Here is a 16,613-nt window from a genome sequence, read left to right as displayed (position 1 = left end):
TTTCACGAGATACGACGGGTTGACGGTCAGGGGCCGTAGGTCGGGACGATGGCCCCGCTGATCGGAGCCGCGGCGTCACTGACGAGGAAGATGATGGAGTCGGCGGCAGCCTCCGGTGAGACCGCGTGCGCCAGCAACTCGGGACTCAGGTACGGCCGGTTCTTGGCCGTGTCGAGGATGTCTGGTGCGATGGCGTTGACCCGGATCCCGAGCGGACGGAGCTCCAGGTCGAGGACGCGGGTGAGGTAGACCAGCGCCGCCTTGCTCACGCCGTACGCCGCCATCCCGGCGGTCGGCTCCAGCCCGGGCTTGGAGGCCACATGCACGATGACGCCCGTACCTCGGTCTCGCATGTACGGCGCCACCGCCTGGGTCAGCCACAGCGCGGGGCCTGTGTTGACGTCGATCATCCGCCGCAGATCTTCCGGGGTCACGTCGAGCGCAGCACCGAGGCCATAGGTGCCGAGGGTGTTGACCAGTACTTCGGGCGGACCGACCTCGGCGGCGATCCGGTCGACGAGCTCCTTCGCGACGGCCGGGTCGGTTGCGTCACCCACCTCGGAGCGGATGCCGTCGGGCAGTTCCTTCAGGCCCTCGGCGTTCCGGTCGACAGCGACCACCGTGAAGCCGCCGGCTGCCAGCTTCTGCGCCGTCGCGCGGCCGAGTTCGCCACCCGCGCCGACCACGATGGCCACCCGCGCGCTCATGGGTGCACCTGCGAACCGGTGCCGAGGTCGAGGCGGATGGACTGGAGGATGCTGAACGTCGTGCTCGTGGTGAAGGCGGGTACGTCGGCGGCCCCCAGGACGCCGGTGTACTTGGCGATGACCGGCGCGGCGGCCTCAGCGGTGACGGTGTCCAGATAGCCGCCCACACCGGCCCACACGTTCGCGCCGTACTTGACGAAGTAGGGGGTCGGGTCGATCGAGGCGAGGGCGGCGTACGAGCTGTCGACGATGTCGGCGATGTACTGCTGGTGCAGGACAACGTCGTCGCGAGTCCCCAGCCGGCCGAGGTGACCGCCGATGAAGTGGTTCCACGGGTAGTCCATCGCCCGCGCCGGAGCGCCGATGTAGCCGGGCACGTCCTCGCTCAGGTTGAGGTTGTAGATGGGCACCCAGCCCGAGTTCACGACATCGACCAGCATGAGCGTGTCGTGGTTCGGGAAGTGGATGTAGATGTTGTCCGGCGAGTGGTTAGGCCCGTGATAGGCCAGCTCGACCCGCTCGCCACCGACCTCGAGCGTGAACGTGTCCTCGAAGGTGACCTCCGGCGCGGGCCGGGTCGCGTCGTTGTCGCGCAACAGGAGCCGCCGGCTCTCGACGTGCCCGATCCGCACGATGTCGTCACCGAACAGGTTCGCCGCACCGGCGTGGTCGGCGTGGTGGTGCGAATAGACCAGATGGGTCACCGTGTTTCCGATGCCCTCGGCGGCCGCGACCTCATCCACGGCCCGGCGCAGGTTGTGGCCGATGGTCGGTGGAGCGTCGAACAGGACGACGCCGTCGGCCGTCGCGAGGAACGCCGACTGGTAGGTGCCGTCGGTGACCCAGAACAGGTTGCGCTCGACACGGCCGACGAAATACCCCTGGTCGTTGAGGGCCGGGCCGAAGGCCGCCTCAGGTACCGGCACGTAGTCCGGCAGGTCGTTCTCGCGTGGACTCGACGTACTCATGATCACCCTCTGTTTCGTTCCGCATCGATCAAGGCGGGTTCAGCTTCGCCAGCCGCCCGGTGAGAGGTCGTCACCTGATTCCAGTGATCTCCGCGAGTACGCTGACCGGGTGCACGGGCTCATCGACCGTCGCGATCTGATCGCCGCGCTGGACAAAGCGGTGGAGAAGCACGTCACGGTCATCTCGGCGCCCGCCGGCAGTGGGAAGACGTCGCTACTTCAGGCGTGGGCCGACCGACGGCGCCAGGACCGCCGGATCGTCTTCCTGTCGGTCAAGCCCGGCCAGCACGACGCGCAACTGTTCTGGCTCACCCTGCTGGGCGCGATCCGCGGTACCGAGGCCCCGCCCCCGGCGCCTGGCTTCAACGGCCGGGCCATGGTCGACAAGGTGCTGTCCGAGCTCACGGCGTACGGCGGACCCGTCGTCCTGATCATCGACGACCTGCACGAGCTGACGTCCGCCGAGGCCACCGAGCAGCTCACGGTTCTGTTGACGAACCTCCCCGCGGAAGTCCACGCGATCGTGGCCACCCGCCGCGACCTTCCGCTGCGCCTGCACCAACTCCGGCTGGCGGGAGAGCTGGCCGAGATCCGCGCCGCGGAATTGCGCTTCAGCGAGGAGGAGACGCGCAAGCTGCTGACCGCTGCCGGGATCACCCTGCCCGATCAGGCGGTGACCACGCTGTACGAGCGGACCGAAGGCTGGGCGGCCGGGCTGCGGCTGGCCGTCCTGTCCCTGACCGGCCACCCGGAGCCGGAACGGTTCGTCGCCGAGTTCTCCGGCAGTGACCGCACGGTCGCCGAGTACCTGATGGCCGAGATGCTGGACCGGCAGCCGCCAGAGGTGCAACGTCTGCTGCTGCGGACGTCCCTGCTGGACCAGGTCAACGGCGAGCTGGCCGACCTCCTCACCGGCTCAGGAGGATCGGAGCGGATCCTGCTGGATCTCGAGGACGCCAACGCGTTCGTCGTGTCACTCGACCCCGCGCGCTCATGGTTCCGCTACCACCATCTGTTCGGCGGTCTGCTCCGGCTGGAACTGCGCCGTACCGTCCCCGGAGACGTCCCGGAGCTGCACCGGATCGCCGCGCGGTGGTTCGCCGACCACGGCCGCACCGCTGACGCCATCCACCACCTGCAGGCCGCCGGTGACTGGACCGACGCCGCCCACCTGCTCACCGACCACGCTCTCAGCCTCACCCTCGACGGTCAGGCCGGGACCGTGGCCGTGCTGTTGCGCACCTTCCCGGCCCGGATCGGCGAGGACTTCCCCGGGCTGGCCCTCGTGTACGCGATCGCCGATCTCGACCAGCTCCACCTCGACCAGGCCGACGCACACCTCGACGTCGTCAGGGCGTACGCCGAGACGACGCCGCCGGACCGGCAGCACCAACTGCGGTTGGCCCTCGCATCCCTGGACCTGCTGTCGGCCCGGCTTCGCGGTCACTTCGACAGCGTCTTCGAGCAGGTGGACGCGCTGCCGGCAACGGCCCACGGACAGACCAACGCCGATGTGGCCCTGGGCAACGATCTGCGGGCCATCGCGCTGCTGAATCTCGGCGTCACCCAGGCGTGGTCGCTGCGGCTGGCGGAGAGCGAGAAGAGTCTGTCGGAGGGCGCGGCTCTCGCCCACGACATCGGGCGACCGTACCTGGAGGTGGCCTGCCTCGCCCACCTCGGGTTCGCTGCCACCGGCCGGTCCTACGCCCTCGCCCGGCAGCATTGCGAGAACGCCATCGCGCAGGCGGCGCTGCACGGCTGGGACGCCGAGCCGGTGATCGCACCGGCCCAGGCGACACTCGCCGGGCTCCTCGTCTCGGCGGGCGAGTTCGACCGCGGCGAAGAATGGCTGGAGCGCGCCAGGCGTGCCACCGAGGCCGGCGCGGAGCCAGGGGTCCGCCTGCTCATCCACCTGATCGCTGCGATCCTCCGGGCGGCGCGGGGACGGCTGCCCGAGGCACTGGCCGAGCTCGGCGCCGCCGAGCAGATGGGCGCTCGCATCACCGGGAAACACGCTTTGACGTCGCGAGTCACCGGCTGGACGATCGCCACCCAGGCCCGTGTCGGCGAGATCGACCAGGCGCGCGCCACCCTCGCCGCGGTCGACGACCAACTGGCCGCGGCCGGCGAGATCCGCACCGCGGCCGCGGTGGTCCGCCTCGCCGAGCACGATCCAGCCGGCGCTCGCCGCGAACTCCGGCCTGTCCTCGATGGCGCTGCCCCGGTCGACCCGTACGCCACGCTGATCGAGGCTCACCTCCTGGACGCGCTCGCCTGCCGGGACCTGGGCGACGAGCGCGCGGCGCGGGCGGCCCTGGAGCGCGCGCTGCAGCTGGCCGAACCGGACCGGCTGATCGTCCCCTTCGCGGTGACCGGCGCCTGGGAGCTGCTGACGGCCCTGCCACCGCACGGTACGTCGCACGCCGCACTCATCACCGACATCCTCGACGCCGTCCACGGCGACAGCCCGACCAGCACGACAACTCCCGAGCCGGTCGAGAAGCTCAGCCCCACCGAGCTCCGCGTGCTCCGCTACCTGCCGACCAACCTCACCCGGCCCGAGATCGCCACCGAGCTATCGGTCTCCCTGAACACCGTGAACACCCACATCCGCCGCATCTACACCAAGCTCGGCGCCAGCGACCGATCCTCGGCCGTCCAGCGTGGCCGCGACCTGCGCCTGCTGTCAGCCGGCCGCGCGTGAGCGGCGGTACACCTGCTCTGCGTTACCGCCGTACAAGAGAACTCGTTCGGACGGGCTCATCGCCGGGAGTGCCGCATCGAGCCCCGTGACGATGTCGCCGTACGAGCCGGCGAGCAGGCACACGGGCCAGTCCGAGCCGAACAGCAGACGCTCAGCGCCGAACCAGCGCACGACGCGCTCGACGAAGGGGCGGAGGTCCGCGGCGGTCCAGGTGCCCCAGTTCGCCTCGGTGACCATCCCCGACAACTTCACGGCGACGTTCGGCGCCGCGGCGAGAGCAGGCATCCGCTCTGTCCATTCCGGATCGGCACCGGCCGCGATGCGTGGTTTCGCCACGTGGTCGAGGACGAACGGAAGGTCTGGAAGGGCCCGGACGACATCCACTGCCGCGGGTAACTCGCGGGCGCGGACGAGCAGGTCGTAGGTCAACCCACGCTGCTGAACCGCGGCGAGACCACGTCGTACGTCGTCCCTCCCCAGCCACTCGGGGTCAGCCTCGTCGTGCACCTGATGGCGGATGCCGACCAACCGGCTCCCGCCCGGCCCGTCGAGCAACTCGTCCAGGTGGTCGCCCACCGCGGCCGACGTCAGGTCGACCCAGCCGACGACGCCGGCGATGAAGTCAGTGGCGGCCGCCAACTGCAGGAACTCCCGTGTCTCGGCGACGCTGGAGACGGTCTGGACCAGGATAGTGCCGTCGATCTCCGCCGCACGCAGTACGGGGCGGAGGTCGTCCGGCGTGAACGCCCGCCGAACGGGATCCATCGCGTCACCGGCCATCCACGGATACTCGTGCCGCGCCGGATCCCAGAAGTGCTGATGTGCGTCGATTCGCATGGCCTACTCCGGTGTCGGTACGTCGGGATCGAGTAGTCCCGCGGCTCGAAGATCAGCCCACAGGCCGGCCGGGATCTCGCAGTCGAACAGCGCCAGATCCATCTCGAGCTCGTCGATCATGCGAGCCCCCACCAGCACCGTGCACACCCGCGAGTGCGCCAGCGGGAACTGCAGTGCGGCGGCAGCGAGGGGGACGTCGTACCGCCGGCAAACCTCCCGAATCGCCGCAGCTTTGGCGAGGACCGAGTCGGCGGCCGGGATGTAGTCGAACGACGCCCCCGGCGCCGGATCGACGAGAATCCCGCTGTTGAAGACACCACCGATCACCACCGAAGTTCCCCGAACTTCGCACGCTGGTAGCAGGTCCGACAGCGCGGACTGATCCAGCAACGTGTAGCGACCCGCGAGCAGAACGACATCCAAGTCACACGAGCGAACGAGATCGGCGAGTGGAGCCGAGTTGTTCATCCCGGCGCCGATCGCCCGGACCAACCCGGCCTCCCGCAGATCACGGAGAGCGGCGTACCCGGTGGAAGCGGCCGCGGCCAGATGCTGGTCCGGGTCGTGCAGCAGGAGAACATCGAAGTGATCGAGCCCGGTCCGTTCCAGGCTCTCCTCGACCGACCGGCGAACGCCGACATAGCTGAAGTCCCACACCGGACCCGCCGCCGGCACATCCCGATAGAACGGGACACCGTCGTGGTACTGCGTCTCGTCCCGCGGAGCGTCCTCCCGCAGCAGGCGGCCGACCTTCGTCGAGATGATCAGCTCGTCCCGCGCAACCTTCGCCACCGCCTGCCCGACCCTCGACTCGGCGAGCCCATGCCCGTACAGCGGGGCAGTGTCGAGGTAGCGGACACCCAACGCCAGAGCACGATCCACCACCGCCACGGCGTCCGCGTCGGTGATCGCCTGCTGAAAGTTGCCCAGGGCAGCGGTTCCCAACCCGATCCGCGGGACGAGCAGGTCGGTAGTGCCCATCCGATCAGTCATTCGACGTCCGCCGGCCGACGCCCTTGAGCTGCCACTTCTCCCTGGCCTGCTTGAGGACAGCCGTCGACGCTCCCGGAGTCTGCGGCCGTTCGGCGAACCCTTCGTTCACGACGCTGCGCTCCTCGAAGACGTCCTGTGTCCACGGGATGAACTCCAGCAGCGCCGGGCTCTCGCTCAGTACGACGCCGGCGAGGTGCTGATGGACCTGCATCATGTCCCCGGCATGCGGGACCAGCCGCAGACTGCGCCCCGCCGCCTGGTGGGCGACCTGCAACCACTCGGTCACACCGCCGAGCCGGGTCACGTCGGGCTGGACCACACGGAGGGCGTCCGCGGCCATGAAGCCGGCGAACGCGTGGTACGAGTAGAGGCTCTCCCCCGCAGCGACATCGACCGTCCCCACCGCCTGCAGCCGCTGGTGCGCGCCGAGATCGTCGGCGTGCACGGGCTCCTCGATCCAGTCCAGCTCGGCCTCGGCCAGAACCGGCATGATCCGCTGCGCGGTGGCGAGATCCCACCGCTGATTGGCGTCGGCCATCACCGTGATGTCCGATCCGACCGCCTTCCGTACGGCGCGCACCCGGGCCGTGTCCTCACGCCAGTCGGCCTTACCGACCTTGATCTTCACCCGTCGCCAGCCGCGGTCGATCAGCGAACCGACATCGCGGACCACCTCCGCGACACTCAGATTCAGCCAGCCGCCGTCGGTGTTGTACGTCTCGATCGGGTCGGCCGAGCCTCCGAGCAGGCGCCAGAGCGGCACCCCGGCACGCTGAGCGGCGAGATCCCACAGGGCGATGTCGACCATCGACAGGGCCATGTGGACGACGCCGGCTCGGCCGATCCAGTGCGTCGGCAACCAATAGAGCCGTTTCCAGGTGCCGAGGATGTCCTCCGACGAAGCGCCGACCAGCGCGGGTGCGTAGTACTGGTCGATGACGTGGCAGAGCAACTCCGGCCCGCAATGGACTCCGGAGATCCCGGTTCCGACCCGGCCGTCCGCCGTACGGATCTCCACCACCGGGACGATCCAGGACTTCAGCGCCGCGGTCGAGTCCGCCAGCGGCTGCACCAGCGGTACGGCGAGCGCGTAGGTCTCGACCGAGACGATGACGTTGCCCTCCTCGCCCGGGACCAGGTCGGTCTGCGCCGGCGACAGCAGCCCCAGCGCGTCATCCGGCAGCTTGAACTCCACTCCACACCCCTTTGTTCGCACGTCATTCGGCACCGCCATTCAGACATGCCGGTCTGGTCCGCCACAACGCCGAAGTACGAATGCAGAGGTTTCGTACGACGAATACCGATGGCCGATCGCATCCGGTCCGGCTGATAGCGTCCGAATCACCAAGGTCGTTCGGAAAGGAGGCAGCCGGTCATGGATGTCGAGCTGGCCTGGCTCCGCACCTGGCTCGAAGTCGTCGATTCCGGCGGGTTCGCCCGCGCGGCCGCCCGAATGCATCTTTCCCAGCCGCGGGTGTCGGCGCGGGTCGCCAGCCTCGAGCGTTCGCTGGGATGTGTGCTGATCGAAAGGCGCATGCGTCCACTGACGCTGACCGACGACGGCCGGCGGCTGCTCCCGCGGGCCCGGCTGATCGTGACCGAGGTGGACGACACGGTCTCCGACCTGCGCGCAACGGCCGGATCGATCACCGGGAAGCTGGCCATCGCGAGTTTCGCCAGCGGGAGCTCGGAGTTCCTCCCCGGCGTCCTGAAGCAGCTGCGGACCGCCAACCCATTGCTCGAGATCGCCGTCCTCGACGGCGACGTCCAGATCAGCGACGAGTGGCTGTCCGACCGGCGCGCGGCGGTCGCCCTCCGTCCGCTCCGGCCGGAACCGGCCGACCACGCCTGGATCCACCGCGGCCTCTGGCGCGAGCCGTTCGTCGTGCTGGCGCCACCCGGCCATCCGATCCTGGCCGCGGACGCGATCGGCCTCGAGGACGTGGCGGCGCACCCGATGATCACCATCGGCGATCCGCTCGGCGACCCCAGCCTGGGCTACGAGGCCTGGTCGGCGATGCAGTCGAGCCGGATCGAGCCGGCCGGGGGCATCGTCTCCCACCAGCCGACCACGCTGGCGGCCATGGTCCGGGCCGGGCACGGCATCGGCTTGATCAACGGCCTCGCCGCGGCGATGGTGCGCACGGACGGTCTGGAAGTACGCCAGGTGGACAGTGCGCAGCTCTACCGCGATGTCGGCGTGTGGTGGCCCTCCGAGCGTCCGCTCAGCCGGGCCGCCCAGGCCTTCGTCGACCTCGTGCTCGCCGCGGAATGCCCCGCCGGGACGCGGCCCATCCCCGCCGCCTGACCTATTCGCGGGACGAATACTCCCCATCCGGTATGCGTCGTTGCACCGGGCAGCACGCGCATGACTGAATGTCGGTGAGGTTAACCCTTCGAGTCGAACCGCATTCACGGCGGTCATTCCTGACAACGACTCGCCGCAATTGTTCCGCGAAGGAGCTCACCGTGGTGACACTTGCCACCGGCACGCCGTCACATCGCCGAAAAACCAGGGGTCCCGCGCATCGGTCGGATTGGCGGCTCGCGGTCGTCCTCATTCTTCCGGCCGCCGTGGGATTCATCGTCTTCGCCGCCGGGCCGGTACTGCGCGGCATTTACCTGAGCTTCACCAGATTCCGGATCCTGACCCCGGCCACTTGGACCGGTCTGGACAATTATCGCCGTCTTCTCGGTGACGACGTCTTCTGGAAATCGCTCGGCGTCACCGTGCAATACGTCGTACTGTCGGTCGTCCTCGGCCTGGCCGTGTCGCTGGCGACCGCGGTGATCATGCACCGGCTGACCCGATCGACGGTCGTCCGTGGGCTCGTGCTGCTGCCGTTCCTGGTGTCCGGCGTCGTCGCGGCGCTGGTCTGGCAGTGGATGCTCGATCCGGGACTCGGCATCGTCAACGTGGCCGTGAAGGCGGTCACCGGGCACGACATCCTCTTCCTCGGCTCCCAGGGATGGGTCGTCCCGACGCTCGCGTGCATCGGTGTGTGGAAGGCGATGGGCTACAACGCGATCCTGATCTTCGCCGGCCTGCAGACGATTCCGGCGCAGATCTACGAGGCCGGCCGGCTGGACGGCGCGAGCGAGCCGCGGATGTTCACGCACCTCACGCTGCCGCTGCTGCGTCCCATCCTCGCGCTGGTGACGGTCCTGACGGTCATCGGCTCGTTCCAGGTGTTCGACCTGGTCGCTGTGACCACCAAGGGCGGGCCGGCCAACGCCTCGAACGTGCTGCCGCTCTACATCTACAGCAAGGGCTTCGCCGAGTTCGACTTCGGCTACGCGCTGACGATGTCGATGGCTCTGTTCATCCTCTTGCTGGCCATCACGTTCGTCCAGATGCGGCTGCTGCGAGCCAACGAGTCCGACACGAACTGAGGGCGCAACCATGACGACCACACTCCCCCAGGTGACGCACTCCCCGGCCCGGCCGGATCTGCCACCGCAACGCCGCAAACCGCCCATCGGCAAGACCGTGGCCTGGGTCTACCTCGTCCTCTTCCTCGTCGTCACGATCTTCCCGTTCTACTGGATCCTCCGTACGGCGCTGTCCAACAACTACGCGTTGATCGACCACCCGTCCTCGCTGCTCCCGGTCGATCTCACCCTCGGGCCGTTCGAGCGCGTCCTCGGGCTGGCGACCCGCGAGCAGGCCGTCGCCGAGGGCGGCTCCGGCGCCACCATCCAGCTCGGGCTCTACCTGCGGAACTCGGTCATCTACGCGACCACGTTGACCGTGCTCGTGGTGTTCTCCTCGCTGCTCGCGGCGTACGCGTTCGCGCGGCTGCACTGGCGGGGCAGAGATCTCGTCTTCGGCCTCTTCCTGAGCGCGCTGATGATCCCGGGGATCATGACGCTGCTCCCGAACTTCGTCCTGATCCACGATCTGGGTCTCACCAACACCTTCGCCGGCCTGATCCTGCCGGGGGCGCTGTTCTCGGCGTTCGGCATCTTCTTCCTGCGCCAGTTCATGCTCGGACTACCGACCGAGATCGAGGACGCCGCGCTCATCGACGGACTCGGCCGGTTCCGGCTGCTGTTCCGGATCACGGTCCCGATGAGCCAGGGTCCGCTGACCACGCTGGCGTTGCTGACCTTCATCAACGCCTGGAACGACTACTTCTGGCCGCTGATGGTCGCCGGCAACTCGAACGTCAAACCGCTGACCGTTGCCCTCGGCGTCTTCCAGCAGGCCTCGCCGCAGACCCAGCCGGACTTCGCCGGCCTGATGGCGGCCGCCCTCGTCGCGGCCTTCCCGATGCTCGTCATCTTCATGCTCTTCGGCCGGCGCATCGTCGACTCGATCGGCTTCACCGGACTCCGGTAGCCGGCCACCCACTCTCGACCGTTCCGAAAGGGGACACGGTGAACAGGACACGACTCGTCCGCTCTGCTGCCGCTGTGGCAGCCGCGCTCACAGTACTGACCGGCTGCTCCGGAGGCGACAACTCCGGCGCCTCGGGAGAGACGACCACGGTCAACTGGTGGACCTGGTCCCCGGACCAGGCGATCGCCTACGAGCAGTGCATCCCGGCCTTCGAGAAGGCCAATCCGACCATCAAGGTGAAGATCACCAATTACAACGTCAGCGACTACTTCACCAAGCTCACCTCGGGATTCGTCTCCGGTGACGCGCCCGACGCGTTCATGAACAGCGTGACCTACCTGCAGTCCTATGCCGGTCAGGGACAACTGCTGCCCTTGGACGACTACATCTCCAAGGACAAGCTCGACCTCGGCCAGTACGCCATCGGCACGGAGGGCTGGAAGTACAAGGACGGCAAGCAGTACGCCCTGCCGATGGACTGGGCCACCGGAGCCCTTTACTACAACACCGATGTCCTGGCCAAGGCCGGCTACACCGCCAAGGACGTTGCCGCCCTCAACTGGACGTCCGACGGCGGCGGCAGCCTCTGGCCGATGATCAAGCACCTCACCGTCGACAGTGCGGGCAAGCGTGGTGACCAGGCCGGCTTCAACGCGAACGCCGTACAGACGTATGGGCTCGGCAACATCGAGTCGACCGGTGACCCGTTCGGCCAGAACGCCTGGGGCTGGCTGCTCCCGAACGACGGGATCAACATCCCGGACCAGCAGAACTGGGCGACCGTCTTCAACTACAACGATCCGAAGGTGGTCACGTCGGTCCAGATGGTCCGCGCGCTCGCCAACGACGGCTACACCCCCAAGCTGAACCAGTTCACCACGGCCAACAGCCAGCAACTGGGGTCCGGGAAGGTCGCGATGGTCGTCGGCGGGACCTGGGAGGCCGCGACCTACGCGGCGTTGAAGGGCGCGAAGATCGGCACCGCTCCGCTCCCGGCCGGCGCCGGCGGCAAGCGCGCCCTGATGACCAATGCCAACGGCAACAACCTCTGGGCCGGAAGCAAGCATCCGGACCAGACCTGGAAGTGGGTCAAGTACCAGGAGAGCGAGGAGTGCCAGACGACGGCCGCGAAGTTCAACGGTTCCTTCTTCCCGTCCATCGCGGCGTCGATGAAGGCACTGACCGATCAGCAGGCCGCCAAGGGCGCGGACTTCTCGGTCTTCAACCGGTACCTGACCAGTGGCGAGCTCGTTCCGTGCCCGGTGTACAACAATGGCGCGGCACTCACCAACGCGATGGTGCCGCAGTTCGAGTCGTATTTCACGAACAAGGCCGACGAGAGCATCTTCCCGAAGATGCAGGACCAGAGCCGGACGCTGCTGGCGGAAGGCAAGTAGGAGAACCATGCTGATCGCTTCACCCGCAACCGGGCCGCGACCCTCCGTCACCCCGGCCGGCACGCTCTGGTACGACCGGCCGGGCGAGCGCTGGTTCGAGGCGCTGCCCATCGGCAACGGCCGTCTGGGTGGCATGGTGTACGGCGGTGTGCCGACGGAACGGGTCGACCTGTCCGAGTCGACCGCCTGGTCCGGAGGGCCGTCGACCGTCGACCTGAGCCCGACCGCCCGGCAGGAACTGCCGGCCGTCCGCAAGCTGCTCGTCGCGGGCGACTACGCACAGGCGCAGCGGCTCGCGGGTGAGCACCTGCTGGGCACGCGGGCGTCGTTCGGGACGAACCTTCCCCTTCCCCACGTCCGCCTGACCTTCGCCGACCGCGGACCGGCCACGAGCTACCGACGGTCTCTCGACCTCGACCAGGGCATCGTGGCAGTCACCTACGACCAGGGCGGGACGCGGTTCACCCGGGAGGTCCTCGCATCCCATCCGCAGCGCGTCATCGCCGTACGCATCGGGGCTGATCGGCCTGGGGCGGTCAGCTTCACGGTCGGCCTGGACGGGGCCGTCATTCCCGGCAAGACGACCGGCGCGGAGGCTGGCGTCGCGTTCAGCGGTCGCTCCGTCGAGTCCCTGCACAGCGACGGCCGTACGGGCACAGCGGTCGAGATCCGGGTCAACGTCGAGGCTGTCGGTGGGACCGTACGACGAACCGACGATGCGGTCGAGGTCGACGGTGCCGACTCCGCCGTACTGATCGTGGCCGTCGGCACTGACTGGGCGGGCGAGGACCCGGTGCGACAGGTCGAGACGTTGACGGCGGCGGCCACCGCAGCCGGGTTCGATGCCATCCGCGCCGCCCACGTCGACGACCACGCCGGCCTGATGCGGCGGGTCTCGCTCGACCTCGACGCTGCCACCGAGCCCGATCCGGTGCCGACCGACCGCCGCCGCGACAACCTCGCCCGCGGTGAGCGTGATGACAGCCTCCTCGCCTTGTACTTCCAGTACGGGCGTTACCTCACCGTCGCCGGATCCCGCGCCGACTCACCGCTGCCGTTGGCCCTGCAGGGACTGTGGAACGACGGCCTGGCCAGCAGTGCGTCGTGGAGCAACGACTTCCACCTCGACATCAACACCCAGCAGAACTACTGGGCGGCCGAGCCCACCAACCTAGCCGAGTGCCACACTCCCCTGTTCCGCCTGCTCCAACTCCTCGCCGAGACCGGCCAGACCACCGCCACCCAGATGTACGACGCTCCCGGGTGGGTCGCCCACACCGTGACGAACGCCTGGGGCTACTCGGCTCCGGGCACCGACCTGGGATGGGGCCTCAACGTCACCGGTGGCGCTTGGCTCGCGACTCACCTCTGGGAGCACTACGAGTACGGCGGTGACGACGAGTTCCTGCGCGACGTGGCCTACCCGATGCTCCGGGGCGCCGCGCAGTTCCTGCTGTCCTACCTCACCGAGGACCAAGGCCTCCTCGTCTCCGGACCGTCCGAGTCCCCCGAGAACTGGTACGTCGCGCCCGACGGCAGCAGGTGCTCAGTTGCCATGGGCAACACCGTCGACCGGGTCTTCGCCGAGGCGATCCTGCGTGACTGCGCGACCGCCGCGGAGGTGCTCGGCGTCGACCCGGACCTGCGCGAGCGAATCACGGCCGCTCGCGCACGACTGTCGCCGTACCTGATCGGCCGGCACGGCCAGCTGCAGGAATGGCTCCATGACTTCGAGGAAGCGGATCCGGCCCATCGGCACACGTCCCATCTGTGCGCGCTCTTCCCCGAGCGCCAGATCACACCCCGCGCAACGCCGGAGCTGGCCCGCGCCGCCGAAGTGACGATCGAACGGCGGCAGAGCGCGGCAGGCTGGGAGCAGACCGAATGGGTCGAGGCGAACTTCGCCGTCTTCCACGCCCGCCTGCTGCAAGGCGACAAGGCGCTCGCCCATCTGACCAGCCTGGTCGCCGACGCCAGCGAGGCGAACCTGATGAGCTACTCCGTCGGCGGTGTCGCCGGTGCCGCGCAGAACATCTACTCCTTCGACGGCAATGCCGGCGGCTCCGCTGCCGTCGCCGAGATGCTCCTCCAGTCGGACGGCCAGGAGATCGAGCTGCTCCCCGCCCTCCCGGCAACCTGGCAGAACGGATCCGTCCGCGGGCTCCGCGCCCGCGGCGGCTTCACCGTCGACATCACCTGGAAGAACGGCCGGCTCGACCACGCCCGAATCCACCCATCCAGAGCAACGACCCATCACATCCGGTACGGCGACACCACCACCGAACCGACCTTCACCAAGCAGGAGGCCCTCAACCTCCGCACCGATTAAGGGCTCTTCTCCTTGGTGTGTGGTTGATGATCCAGGGGTGGTCGGATCTGGTGACCTGAGACAGTCCCCGGACACCAACCCGGGACTGCGGACACCGGGCCGGGACTGCGGACGTCTGATGCAGTGTCCACGGTCCCCACAACCTGTCCGAGGTACCACCCCCCGCCCCGAAACCCTCCACACCACTCAAGCTCTCACCCCTTCTCACCCACACAGAAGGCAGAGGAGACCCCTTTGAGGGGATAACCGGCTCTTCAGTCGGTTCCGTGGGTGTTTGCTTGCGCCGTCGACCGGATCGCCAGGCCATCACAACGAGGCCAGGACGAAGACTTCCCACGGACGGTCGCTGTGTCTGGGTGATTGTGATGGCCTGGAAGTCCGCCACACCCGCCCCGTCGGGGGGCGGGTGTGGCGATGCCGGGGCGCTGACCGGACCGGCCCCACTCACCAAACAGCGCGATGCCAGAGATGGCACGCTCGGCCGCAAGCACTCAGCACCTGACGGACTGGGTTGGTGAGTGCGCCACGTCCGCCCAGGCCGAGACCCACGGGCCGGCCTTGTCCCAGTAGTCGCGCTCGCGGATGTCGGCGGTCGGGACCGAGCACCAGGACTCCGGCCGGCCGGGCGAGGCTGGGGAGGATCTTCCCCCGATCCGGGGCTGTGTTCCGGGACCAGATCCTCCCCACCCCGGGCGGCAACCGACAGAACACGGCCGCCTGCCCGGGACGCGAAGGAGGCGAACGAACCGCCCACGGATACGTCAGAAGAGCCGGATAGCCACTCGGGGTGCGCCTTCTCCCCTGGTGTACGAGCGGAGAAGGCACAACCGGAGGGGACATCCGGCTCTTGTGTCGTTCCGTGGGTGCCCACTTCGGGCCACACCGGGGGCGACTTTGTGCACCAGATGCGTACGCCGAGGTCGGCCGCCGTACGGATCTCGTGCACAAAGTGAGCCATCGTGACGATGGTGGCAGCTGGACGGCCGGACAGGACGGGCGGACAGGACGGCCGGATATCCCCACTGCTTGTGGGTTCTCCCTCGGTACACCAGGGGAGAACCCAGCAGCCGCAGGGATATCCCATGAAATGGCGCTACCGCAGCGGGCAGAGGAGCGGGTTAAGGACCGTGGCGGGATGCTTCGAGGGCGAGGAGGAGTTCGGCGAGCGAATGCGGATCGTTGAGCGAGCGGCCGGTGCGTTCCTCGATCCGGCGCAGGCGGTGCCGGACCGTGTTCGGGTGACAGTAGAGGTGTTCGCCGGTCTCGGTGGCGGAACCGTGATGCGTCGACCAGACCGCCAAGGTCTCGAGCAGCACCCCACGGTCGTCGGGCGGAAGGTCGTCGAGTCCGCCGAGCACCTTCCGGACGAAGTACTGCATCACGTCCGGCGCCGCGACCGCTGCCATCGTCAACGGTGACTCGTCGAACAGCGCCACCGGGGCGTCCGGCGTCGAACCCGACAGGGCGACCCGCGCGAACCGCACCGCCTGCCCGGTCCCGTCGAGTTCGTCGTACGGCGGACTGACGCCGACGCGACCGGTCGCGGACTGACGCAGCAGGTCGACCAGTACGGCGAGACGCCCGGGCCGCACGCCCACCACGCCGATCTGCAGCTCGGGCAGCAGCCGCCAGGCGGACGCAAGACCGACAGACCGCAGCCGCTCCTCCGCCGCGGGCAATGCCTGCCGGCCCACCTCGGGCACCTCCGCGGCCACGACCACGAAAGGTCCCTTGTGCGGCAACCGCAACAGCTCGGCCGCCTCCCACAGCGTGCCGCCGCCACTCACCCGGCCCTCGAGCAACGCTTCGACCAAGGCCGAGCGTTGTTGGTCCTGCTCCAGCATGCGACGGGACTGCACGTCGCGGTACGCGTCCGTCATGGCGTCGGTGTAGGACGACTGCATCTGCCACAGCCGGCTCGAGGCGCGCACCAGCACCTGATCGGTGACCCGAGCCGCAGCGGCCGCGGCGAGCACCGCATCCCAGAGATACCGCGTGCCGACCCGGTACGCCGCCATCACGTCGGCCAGCGGCGCGCCCTGCTCCGCCCGCAGCCGCCCTGTCTCGCGGGCGGACACCGGGTCGGAGCGGTCGCTGACCAGTGACTCGAGCATGAAGTCGAAGTTCGCCCGGCAGGACGCCCGCAACGCGGCCGGCGGCACGAGTCCCCCGGTGCGGTAGAAGTCGATCTCGCTCTCGATCTGGGCCGCCATCGCCTCGACCAACTCATCGGCCCGGGCCCGGAGCCGGCCGACGAGACCCTCGATCTCCGGGCCGGCGCGCTCCGTGCTCACCTTCGGAGCATAAGCCCCGGGCCGTTGTTCACGGGGACACTC

At 68.7% G+C, this 16,613-nt stretch carries 12 protein-coding genes; 6 read left to right on the top strand and 6 right to left on the bottom strand.

Translation table 11 applies throughout. The features are described 5' to 3' along the window. Positions 1–26: 26 nt before the first annotated feature. Both OG558_RS33395 and OG558_RS33390 read right to left on the bottom strand, forming a co-directional pair. A complete protein-coding gene (locus OG558_RS33395) occupies positions 27–707 on the bottom strand; it encodes an SDR family NAD(P)-dependent oxidoreductase (RefSeq protein ID WP_405066535.1) in 681 nt (226 codons plus the stop codon). Further along, complete coding sequence (locus tag OG558_RS33390; RefSeq protein WP_405066534.1) at positions 704–1,675, bottom strand: MBL fold metallo-hydrolase; 972 nt, start codon at positions 1,673–1,675, stop codon at positions 704–706. The genes OG558_RS33395 and OG558_RS33390 overlap by 4 nt, the downstream gene beginning before the upstream one ends. A 109-nt stretch (positions 1,676–1,784) precedes the next feature. Here OG558_RS33390 and OG558_RS33385 point away from each other — a divergent pair, with 109 nt between their 5' ends. Next, positions 1,785–4,379 carry a LuxR C-terminal-related transcriptional regulator gene (locus tag OG558_RS33385; protein WP_405066533.1) on the top strand — a complete coding sequence of 865 codons (2,595 nt, stop codon included), beginning with the start codon at positions 1,785–1,787 and terminating at the stop codon, positions 4,377–4,379. On the opposite strand, the gene OG558_RS33380 is transcribed toward OG558_RS33385, so the two are convergent. The 3 genes from OG558_RS33380 to OG558_RS33370 are packed head-to-tail and all read right to left on the bottom strand — an operon-like array spanning position 4,362 to position 7,404. Continuing rightward, positions 4,362–5,216 carry an amidohydrolase family protein gene (locus tag OG558_RS33380; RefSeq protein ID WP_405066532.1) on the bottom strand — a complete coding sequence of 285 codons (855 nt, stop codon included), beginning with the start codon at positions 5,214–5,216 and terminating at the stop codon, positions 4,362–4,364. The genes OG558_RS33385 and OG558_RS33380 overlap by 18 nt on opposite strands. 3 nt (positions 5,217–5,219) lie before the next feature. Next, positions 5,220–6,209, bottom strand: coding sequence for an aldo/keto reductase (locus OG558_RS33375; protein WP_405066531.1), 990 nt, complete (start codon positions 6,207–6,209; stop codon positions 5,220–5,222). After that, on the bottom strand, positions 6,202–7,404 hold the full coding sequence (locus tag OG558_RS33370) for a mandelate racemase/muconate lactonizing enzyme family protein (protein ID WP_405066530.1): 1,203 nt from the start codon (positions 7,402–7,404) through the stop codon (positions 6,202–6,204). The genes OG558_RS33375 and OG558_RS33370 overlap by 8 nt, the downstream gene beginning before the upstream one ends. Positions 7,405–7,584: 180 nt before the next feature. On the opposite strand from OG558_RS33370, the gene OG558_RS33365 reads away from it, so the two are divergent. The 5 genes from OG558_RS33365 to OG558_RS33345 all read left to right on the top strand — a co-directional run bounded on the left by OG558_RS33365 (position 7,585) and on the right by OG558_RS33345 (position 14,277). Continuing rightward, positions 7,585–8,517 (top strand): LysR family transcriptional regulator, encoded by a 933-nt coding sequence (locus tag OG558_RS33365; protein ID WP_405066529.1) that lies wholly within the window; start codon positions 7,585–7,587, stop codon positions 8,515–8,517. A gap of 161 nt (positions 8,518–8,678) precedes the next feature. Continuing rightward, the gene (locus OG558_RS33360) at positions 8,679–9,602 is read left to right on the top strand and encodes a carbohydrate ABC transporter permease (RefSeq protein ID WP_405066528.1); all 924 of its coding nucleotides are present in this window, start codon (positions 8,679–8,681) and stop codon (positions 9,600–9,602) included. 10 nt (positions 9,603–9,612) lie between these two features. Continuing rightward, complete coding sequence (locus OG558_RS33355; RefSeq protein ID WP_405066527.1) at positions 9,613–10,551, top strand: carbohydrate ABC transporter permease; 939 nt, start codon at positions 9,613–9,615, stop codon at positions 10,549–10,551. Positions 10,552–10,589: 38 nt separating this feature from the next. Next, positions 10,590–11,948, top strand: a complete 1,359-nt coding sequence (locus OG558_RS33350; RefSeq protein WP_405066526.1) for an ABC transporter substrate-binding protein — start codon at positions 10,590–10,592, stop codon at positions 11,946–11,948. Between the two features lie 7 nt (positions 11,949–11,955). Continuing rightward, positions 11,956–14,277, top strand: a complete 2,322-nt coding sequence (locus OG558_RS33345) for a glycosyl hydrolase family 95 catalytic domain-containing protein (protein ID WP_405066525.1) — start codon at positions 11,956–11,958, stop codon at positions 14,275–14,277. Positions 14,278–15,395: 1,118 nt separating this feature from the next. Here OG558_RS33345 and OG558_RS33340 read toward each other — a convergent pair. After that, positions 15,396–16,571 carry a PucR family transcriptional regulator gene (locus OG558_RS33340; protein WP_405066524.1) on the bottom strand — a complete coding sequence of 392 codons (1,176 nt, stop codon included), beginning with the start codon at positions 16,569–16,571 and terminating at the stop codon, positions 15,396–15,398. Between the last annotated feature and the right edge of the window lie 42 nt (positions 16,572–16,613).

Origin of the sequence: Kribbella sp. NBC_01510, assembly GCF_045040325.1 — a bacterium.
GTDB lineage: Bacteria > Actinomycetota > Actinomycetes > Propionibacteriales > Kribbellaceae > Kribbella.
This window is presented reverse-complemented; position numbering and strand designations above follow the sequence as displayed.

Bases quoted from the DNA above. Each gene is read 5' to 3' on its own strand.
- OG558_RS33395 (WP_405066535.1), bottom strand. From the start codon at position 707: ATGAGCGCGCGGGTGGCCATCGTGGTCGGCGCGGGTGGCGAACTCGGC.
- OG558_RS33390 (WP_405066534.1), bottom strand. From the start codon at position 1,675: ATGAGTACGTCGAGTCCACGCGAGAACGACCTGCCGGACTACGTGCCG.
- OG558_RS33380 (WP_405066532.1), bottom strand. From the start codon at position 5,216: ATGCGAATCGACGCACATCAGCACTTCTGGGATCCGGCGCGGCACGAG.
- OG558_RS33375 (WP_405066531.1), bottom strand. From the start codon at position 6,209: ATGACTGATCGGATGGGCACTACCGACCTGCTCGTCCCGCGGATCGGG.
- OG558_RS33365 (WP_405066529.1), top strand. From the start codon at position 7,585: ATGGATGTCGAGCTGGCCTGGCTCCGCACCTGGCTCGAAGTCGTCGAT.
- OG558_RS33355 (WP_405066527.1), top strand. From the start codon at position 9,613: ATGACGACCACACTCCCCCAGGTGACGCACTCCCCGGCCCGGCCGGAT.
- OG558_RS33345 (WP_405066525.1), top strand. From the start codon at position 11,956: ATGCTGATCGCTTCACCCGCAACCGGGCCGCGACCCTCCGTCACCCCG.